The 7798-nt window shown below is 72.1% G+C and carries 9 protein-coding genes and 1 pseudogene; 6 read left to right on the forward strand and 4 right to left on the reverse strand.

The window, feature by feature from the left end; all coding sequences use genetic code 11:
• Positions 1-8: 8 nt before the first annotated feature.
• Genes HUN59_RS03110 through HUN59_RS03130 form a run of 5 tightly spaced genes read left to right on the forward strand, consistent with a single transcriptional unit; the run spans position 9 to position 4517 of the window.
• Entirely contained in the window at positions 9-980 is a 972-nt protein-coding gene (locus HUN59_RS03110) for a carbohydrate ABC transporter permease (RefSeq protein ID WP_114849488.1), read from the forward strand.
• Positions 973-1890 (forward strand): carbohydrate ABC transporter permease, encoded by a 918-nt coding sequence (locus tag HUN59_RS03115; protein WP_083519734.1) that lies wholly within the window; start codon positions 973-975, stop codon positions 1888-1890. The genes HUN59_RS03110 and HUN59_RS03115 overlap by 8 nt, the downstream gene beginning before the upstream one ends.
• A gap of 34 nt (positions 1891-1924) precedes the next feature.
• Positions 1925-3250 (forward strand): alpha-L-fucosidase, encoded by a 1326-nt coding sequence (locus tag HUN59_RS03120; protein WP_174777463.1) that lies wholly within the window; start codon positions 1925-1927, stop codon positions 3248-3250.
• A complete protein-coding gene (locus tag HUN59_RS03125) occupies positions 3250-3570 on the forward strand; it encodes an L-rhamnose mutarotase (RefSeq protein WP_174777464.1) in 321 nt (106 codons plus the stop codon). Before HUN59_RS03120 ends, HUN59_RS03125 begins: the two co-directional genes overlap by 1 nt.
• On the forward strand, positions 3567-4517 hold the full coding sequence (locus HUN59_RS03130; RefSeq protein ID WP_174777465.1) for an aldo/keto reductase: 951 nt from the start codon (positions 3567-3569) through the stop codon (positions 4515-4517). Before HUN59_RS03125 ends, HUN59_RS03130 begins: the two co-directional genes overlap by 4 nt.
• Before the next feature lie 139 nt (positions 4518-4656).
• Here HUN59_RS03130 and HUN59_RS03135 read toward each other — a convergent pair whose 3' ends face one another.
• The 4 genes from HUN59_RS03135 to HUN59_RS03150 form a co-directional block, all read right to left on the reverse strand.
• Positions 4657-5334: a FadR/GntR family transcriptional regulator gene (locus HUN59_RS03135; protein WP_174777466.1), complete on the reverse strand. Its 678-nt coding sequence runs from the start codon at positions 5332-5334 to the stop codon at positions 4657-4659.
• 124 nt (positions 5335-5458) lie between these two features.
• Positions 5459-6202, reverse strand: coding sequence for an SDR family NAD(P)-dependent oxidoreductase (locus HUN59_RS03140; RefSeq protein WP_174777467.1), 744 nt, complete (start codon positions 6200-6202; stop codon positions 5459-5461).
• Positions 6202-7056, reverse strand: coding sequence for a fumarylacetoacetate hydrolase family protein (locus HUN59_RS03145; protein ID WP_174777468.1), 855 nt, complete (start codon positions 7054-7056; stop codon positions 6202-6204). Before HUN59_RS03145 ends, HUN59_RS03140 begins: the two co-directional genes overlap by 1 nt.
• 48 nt (positions 7057-7104) lie before the next feature.
• On the reverse strand, positions 7105-7407 hold the full coding sequence (locus tag HUN59_RS03150) for an amidohydrolase family protein (RefSeq protein ID WP_174777469.1): 303 nt from the start codon (positions 7405-7407) through the stop codon (positions 7105-7107).
• On the opposite strand from HUN59_RS03150, the pseudogene HUN59_RS03155 reads away from it, so the two are divergent.
• Positions 7406-7798: pseudogene (locus tag HUN59_RS03155) on the forward strand (hypothetical protein); the annotation flags it as partial. The gene HUN59_RS03150 and the pseudogene HUN59_RS03155 overlap by 2 nt on opposite strands.

Below are 7798 nucleotides of genomic sequence, written 5' to 3' on the forward strand. Positions count from 1 at the left end.
GTCGTCGCATGACCACCATCCAGGACCCACCCGCCGCGGCCGTGCCCGCGGTCGCGACCGCGGTGGCCGGCCCGGCCGCGCCGCGCCGGACCACCGGCGACGCCGAGGGCGTCACGGGCCGCCGCTCGTGGTGGGGCGCCGTGTTCGCGGCACCCCACTCCATCGGGCTCGTCGTCTTCACGGCGTTCCCGATCCTGGCGTCGCTCGTCGTCAGCTTCATGAACTGGCCGATGCTCGGCGAACGCACGTTCGCGGGCGTCGAGAACTACGTCCGCCTGTTCAGCGACCCGGTGTTCCGCACCGTCGCGCTCAACACGACCCTGTTCGTGGTGCTCTACGTGCCGCTCAACCTGGTCGTCTCCCTCGGACTCGCCGCCTGGCTGACGCCGCGGATCGCCGGCCGGCACGTCTTCCGCGTCCTGTTCTTCATCCCGACCATCACGCCGATCGTCGCGAACGTCGTCGTCTGGCGGATGCTGTACCAGCCCGACGGCGCCATCGACGCGACGCTGCAGTCGACCATCGGCGTGCACGCGCCGAACTTCCTGGCCGACCAGCACTGGGCGATGCTCGCGATCGTCGCGATGAGCGTCTGGCAGGGCTTCGGCTACAACATGCTGATCTTCTCGGCGGCGCTCGACGCGGTCCCGGAGAACCAGATCGAGGCGTCGCAGCTCGACGGTGCGAACGCGTGGCAGACGTTCTGGGCGATCAAGTTCCCGCTCATCTCGCCGTCGGTGTTCTTCGCGACGATGATGACGCTCATCACCTCGTTCCAGGTGTTCACGCAGCCCTTCGTCCTGACCAAGGGCGGACCGGGCACCGCGACCGAGACCCTGGTGCAGTACATCTACAACACGGGCTTCCAGAACCAGCAGCTCGGCCTCGCCTCCGCCGGTGCCTGGGTGCTCTTCGTCATCATCCTCGGGATCACGGCCGTCCAGTTCCTCGGACAGAAGCGGTGGGTGCACTATGAGTGAAGCGGTCCGCTCGCGCCTCGGCGCGACCACGTCGAACCGGACGGTCAACCCCCGCGCGGTGGCCCGCACGAAGTCGGCGCCGCGCCCCGGCCGGGTCCGGCACGCGATCGGGTACGTGCTGCTCTGCCTCGTCGCACTGCTGTTCGTCTCGCCGCTCGTGTACATGGTCGCGACGAGCCTGAAGCCAGCCGACCAGGTGTTCACCACGCCGCCGACGCTCTGGGGGCGCTCGCTCGAGTGGGACAACTACGTCCAGGCGTTCACGTACCTGCCGTTCGCGCGGTTCATCCTGAACGGGATCCTCGTCGCGGTGGCCGGCACCGCGATCAACGTGACGGTCGCGGTGCTGTCCGGCTACGCGTTCTCGCGGCTGCGGTGGCGCGGGCGGAACACGGTGTTCGTGCTGTTCCTGGCGACGCTGATGATCCCGCAGGACGTCCTGGTGATCCCGATGTACGTGATGATGCAGGGGTTCGGGTGGGTCGACACCTTCCAGGCGCTCATCATCCCGTGGGCGTTCACGGCCCTCGGCGCGTTCCTGGTGCGGCAGTTCTTCCTGACCGTGCCGCAGGAGCTCGACGACGCGGCGCGCGTGGACGGCGCGGGACCGATCCGCACGTTCTTCTCGGTGATGCTCCCGCTCGCGCGCCCGACCATGGCGGTGCTCGCCGTCTTCTCGTTCATCTCCTACTGGAACTCGTTCCTGTGGCCGCTCGTCGTCGTGAACGACGTCGAGGCGCACGGGACCATCCCGCTCGGGCTCCAGCAGTTCTTCGGCCAGCAGGGTTCCGAGTGGAACCTGGTGATGGCGGCGTCGGTGATCTCGATGCTGCCGACGGTCGTGCTGCTGGTCCTGCTGCAGAAGCACCTCGTCAAGGGCATCGTCACCTCCGGCCTCGGCGGCCGGTGACCACCTCCACCTCCACGAAAGGAACACCGGTCCCATGACCATCACCGCACCCGCCCAGCCGCAGCCCGACACCGACGCCTCCGGCCTGCCCGCGTGGTTCACCCACGACCGGTTCGGCATGTTCATCCACTGGGGCCTCTACGCGCTCCCGGCCCGCCACGAGTGGGTGAAGAACTTCGAGCGGATCACCGACGAGGACTACCAGAAGTACTTCGACCACTTCGACCCGGACCTGTTCGACCCCGCCGACTGGGCCCGCCGCGCCCGCGAGGCCGGGATGAAGTACGTCGTGCTCACCACGAAGCACCACGAGGGCTTCTGCCTGTGGGACACCGCCCTCACCGACTACAAGTCCACGAACACCCGCTTCGGACGGGACATCGTGCGCGAGTTCGTCGACGCCGTCCGCGCCGAGGGGCTCCGGGTCGGCTTCTACCACTCGCTCATCGACTGGCACCACCCGGACTTCACGATCGACGGCGTGCACCCCCGTCGGGACGACAGCCCGGAGGAGATCGCCCGGCTCAACGAGGGCCGGGACATGGCCCGCTACCGCGAGTACCTGCACGGGCAGGTCGAGGAGCTGCTGACCGGCTACGGCCGGATCGACTACCTGTTCTACGACTTCTCGTACCGTGACAACGACCACGAGGACCGCTGGGGCGGCAAGGGCCGCGACGACTGGGGCTCCGAAGAGCTGATGGCGCTGACGAAGCGGCTGCAGCCCGGGATCATCGTCAACGACCGCCTGGACATCCCCGGCGACCTCGTCACGCCCGAGCAGTACCAGCCGGACAAGCCGATGGAGGTCGACGGCGTCCCCGTGCCGTGGGAGGCGTGCCAGACGCTCAACGGCTCGTGGGGCTACGACCGCGACAACCTCAACGTCAAGAGCGTCGACCTGCTCGTCCGGATGCTCGTCGACGGGGTCTCGAACAACGGGAACATGCTGCTCAACGTCGGGCCGACCGGCCGCGGCGAGTTCGACGGGGTGGCGAGGAGGGCGCTCGAGGGCATCGGGGAGTGGATGCGCCGACACGACCGCTCGGTGTACGGCGCCGGACCGTCGTCGTACCGCGCGCCGGCCGGCACGGTCTACACGCAGCGGGGCGACCGGCTCTACCTGCACCTGCTCACCTGGCCGTTCGAGCACGTGCACCTGCCCGACCTCGCCGGCAAGGTGGCGTACGCGCAGCTCCTGAACGACGCGTCCGAGGTGCACTTCCGCGAGATCCCGCCGGGCACCCGCGCGCAGAACACCGGACTCGGCGGCCAGCCCGCGGGGACGCTGACCCTGACGCTGCCGATCGTCCGCCCCGACGTGGCGGTGCCGGTCGTCGAGCTGTTCCTCCGCGACTGATGCAGCGGATCCTCTCCCGCACCAGGTTGCGCGCCGGACACGAGGCCGAGTACGAGCGGGTGCACGCCAGCATCCCGCCCGAGCTCGCCGAACGCCTGCGCGCCGCCGGGGTCGCGAACTGGAGCATCTGGCGCGACGGCCAGGACCTGGTCCACCTCATCGAGGTCGAGGACTACCGTGCGATGCGACGGGCACTGGCCGACGACCCCGTGAACGCGGAGTGGCAGGCCGTGGTCAACCCGCTGCTCGAGGCGGACGACGACTACTCCGGCAACGACGACGGCGTCCCCCTGGTGTGGACGCTCGAAGGGCAGGCATGAGCGACGTGGACCTGGACCGCGGGCCGTTCTGGTTCGGCGGGGCCGGCATCGGGAACCTGTTGCGGGAGGTGTCCGACGACGACGCCCGTGCGACGGTCGACGCGGCGTGGGACGTCGGCGTCCGCGGCTTCGACACCGCCCCGCACTACGGCCTCGGGCTGAGCGAGCGGCGGCTCGGGGCGGCGCTCGCCGGACGGCCGCGGGACGAGTACGCGATCTCGACGAAGGTCGGGCGGCGGCTCGTGCCCGGGCCGGGCGACGGGGTCGACGACGACGGCTTCGCGGTGCCGAACGACCTCGTCCGGCAGTGGGACCCGACCGCCGACGGGGTCCGTCGGTCGCTCGACGAGTCCCTCGACCGGCTCGGCCTCGACCGGGTCGACATCGCGTACCTGCACGACCCCGACGTGTACGACCTGGCGGCCGGGCTGACCCAGGCGCTGCCGGCGCTCGCCGCGCTGCGGGACGAGGGCGTGGTCCGGGCGGTCGGCGTCGGGTCGAACTCGGTGGCTGCGCTGACGGCCGCCGTCGAGACCGGGCTGTGCGACGTCGTCATGCTGGCCGGGCGGTACACGCTGCTCGAACAGCCCGCCGCCGCGCTGGTCGACCGGTGCGCCGAGACCGGCGTGGACGTCGTCGCGGTCGGGGTCTACAACTCCGGGCTGCTCAGCCGTCCGCTGCCGGCGCCGGACACCACGTACGACTACGCCCCGGCCCCGCCCGAGCTGGTCGAGCGGGCGCGGGCGCTCGCCGCGGTGTGCGAACGGCACGGGGTCACGCTGCCCGAGGCCGCGCTGGCGTTCCCGCGTCGTGCCGAGGCCGTCCGAGCCGTGGCGGTCGGTGCGCAGTCGGCGGACCAGGTGCGCGAGAACGCCGCCCGGGCCGCTGCGATGGTGCCCGAGTCGCTGTGGGACGAGCTGCGCGAGGCATCGTTGCTCCCGGCCTGACCCGGCGTGCAGCGGGCCGTGGCCGCCCGCCCGGCATCGCACCCCGCCGCGGACGTCGCACCCCGACCAGACGGGGCGCGATGTCCGTCCGGGGGTGCGGCGGGGACCGCGCCGGAGTGCTCCGCAGCGACGGGACCGGTCATTCGAGGGAACGGCGGAGCCAGCGCTCGACGCCCTCGACGTGTGCGACCACGAGCGACTGCACGAGCTGCGGGTCGCGGCGACGGATGGCCTCGACGATGGCCGCGTGCTCGTCGAGCGTGCGCTGGACGGAGCCGTTCTGCGTCAGGCCCCGCCAGACCCGGACGCGGACGGTCTTGCTCGACAGGGCGTCGAGCAGGCCGGACAGGTACCGGTTGCCGCCGATGCCGGCGATCGTGGAGTGGAAGTGCAGGTCGTGGGCGACGAGGTCCTCGACGCCCGTGTCCTCGCCGACGCTCTGCATGAGCACCGCGAGGTCGTCGACCTGCTGTTCGGTCGCGCGGGCGGTCGCGAGCACGGCGGCCGCGGGCTCGAGGATGCGCCGGACCTCGAGCAGGTCGACGAGGGACCGGTCGTGGTGCATGTCGACGACGAACGACACGGCCTCGAGCAGCACGTTCGGCTCGAGGGACGTGACGTACGTGCCGTCGCCGCGACGGACGTCGAGCACGCGGATGAGCTCGAGTGCCTTCACCGCCTCGCGCAGGCTGTTGCGGGACAGACCGAGCGATTCGCTCAGTTCCTTCTCCGGAGGGAGGCGCTGCCCCGGTCGGAGCTCACCGCTCACGATCATCTGCTGGATGCGTGCGATCGCATCGTCCGTCAACGACGCCACGTCACCACCTCCTGCTGCAGCCCGGCAGCGCCGGGTCGACGGGCCGGACCGCGTACGCGTCCGGACACGCCGAATCTAGCCGATCCGTGCCTCCCGGCCGGCCCCGCCCGCCACGCGCCGTCCGTCACGCGGGTCGGAGACGGAGGGCCTGCATGCCCCCGTCGACCGCGAGGTCGACCCCGGTCGTCGACCGCGCGCTGGGGCTGCTCAGGTAGGCGACCGCCTCGGCGACCTCCTCCGCCGCGACGAGGCGACCGTGCGGCTGCCGTGCCTCGAGCGCGGCACGCTCCGCCTCGGGGTCCGCCGCAGTCGACAGCAGCCGGGCGACCCACGGGGTGTCCGCGGTGCCCGGGTTGACGGCGTTCACGCGGATGCCCTCGCGGAGGTGGTCGGCGGCCATCGCGCGCGTCAGGGCGGCGATCGCGCCCTTCGTGGCCGAGTAGAGCGCGCGCTGCGGCAGCCCGGCGGTCGCGGCGATGGAGCAGGTGTTGACGATCGACGCGGCCGTCGACGCCCGCAGGTGTGGGAGGCACGCGCGCGAGAGCCGCACCGCGCCGAGCACGTTGACCTCGTACACGCGCCGCCACTCGTCGTCCGGGTTGTCCTCGACCGTGCCCTGCGCGCCGATGCCCGCGTTGTTGACGAGCACGTCCAGTCCGCCGAGCTGGTCGACGGCAGCCGCCACGGCGGCCCGGACGGACTCGTCCGACGACACGTCGCACGTGACGGACGGCGCCGACGGGGACGGCCGCAGGTCGAGCACGACGACGGTCGCGCCGCGCTCCTGCAGTGCCGCGACGATCGCGGCGCCGATGCCGGAGGCGCCGCCGGTGACGACGGCGCGGAGTCCCTCGTGCGTCCCGGGCATCACGCAGCCCCCATCGTCTGGCGCTGCGTGCCGAGGCCGTCGATCGAGCACTCGACCACGTCCCCCGGACGGAGGTACGGTGCACCACCGCCGAGGGCGACACCCGCCGGGGTGCCCGTGTTGATGACGTCGCCGGGCTGCAGGACCATGAACTGCGACAGGTACCGGACGACCTCGACCGGGTCGAAGACCATGTCCGCGGTGGTCCCGTCCTGCCGGACCTCGCCGTTCACGGTCAGGCGCATCCGCAGGTCGGCGGGGTCGACGGCGTCCGCCGTGACGAGCCAGGGTCCGAGGGGGTTGAAGGTCTCGCAGGACTTCCCCTTGTCCCACTGCCCGCCGCGCTCCAGTTGGAACGCTCGCTCGGAGACGTCGTTCGCGACGGCGTACCCGGCGATGCACGCTGCGGCGTCGGCGGCGGAGGCGCAGTAGCGCGCGGTCCGCCCGACGACGACCGCGAGCTCGACCTCCCAGTCGGTCTTCTCGCTGCCACGGGGGACGAGCACGGTGTCGTCCGGCCCGACCACGGTCGACGGGTCCTTCATGAAGACGATCGGCTCGGCGGGGATGTCGGCGCCCGTCTCCGCGGCGTGGTCCCGGTAGTTCAGGCCGATGCAGACGACCTTGCCCGGGCGGGCGACCGGGGCGCCGCGGCGCATGGTGTCCGCGCCGGCGAGCTCGGGCAGGTCCCCGGCGTCGCGGGCGTGCCGGACGAGCTGCGCGGGGCCGGGGTCGCTCGCCAGGAACGCTCCCGTGATGTCGGAGGTCAGGCTCCGCAGGTCGAGGACCCGGCCGTCCTCGTCGATGGCCACCGGGATCTCCTCGCCGATCGGGCCGAGTCGTGCGAACTGCATCGTTCCCCGTTCCTCTGGGTGTGCGCGACCGGACGTCGCGCAGACATCCTATGTCTGGCTCGGGTGCTCGACAAGGTACGTCCTGGTGGCGGTGCCGGCGAACACGGTGTCACGCTCGGTGGGGGAGAGGTCGGCGAGGGCGGCCTGCGTGGTGGCGAGCACCGTGGCGTGGTCCGCGACCAGGGCGGAGACGGGCCAGTCCGAGCCCCACATCGTGCGGTCCGGGCCGAAGTGCTCGACGGTCTCGCGGATGTACCGGTGGACGGGGCGCTCCCGCCAGTCCGGGCCGGCCTCGGTGAGGAGTCCGGAGGCCTTCACGACGACGTTCGGGCGGGCAGCGAGGTCGCGCATGCGGGAGCGCCAGGCGTCGGCGGGGCCGGGGTCGCCGGGGCCGAGCGGCCTTCGACCGCTCCGCACGATGGCGGCGCGCGGCACGCTCGGCATCCCCGTGGCCGCCGTGAACGACGCCCGCAGCAAGACCTTCTTCGACAACCGGTACGGCACCGGGCAGTCGACGGTCGCCGCGACGCCCGACCTGGTCGACGGGCTCGCGTCGTCCGCGCACCGCGTCCGGCCGGGAGGCTCGGCGGTCGTCGCCGGGTCCGGTCCCGTCGGCGTGCGCGTCGACGACCGCCTCGGCGCCGGCGTCCCGCAGGAGCAGCACGAGGACCGCGGTCTTCGGTTCGAGCACCATCGACACCCCGACCCGGGTGCCGCGGAGCAGGCCGCCGTCCCGGAGCTC

The sequence above is a fragment of the Curtobacterium sp. Csp2 genome (assembly GCF_013347165.1).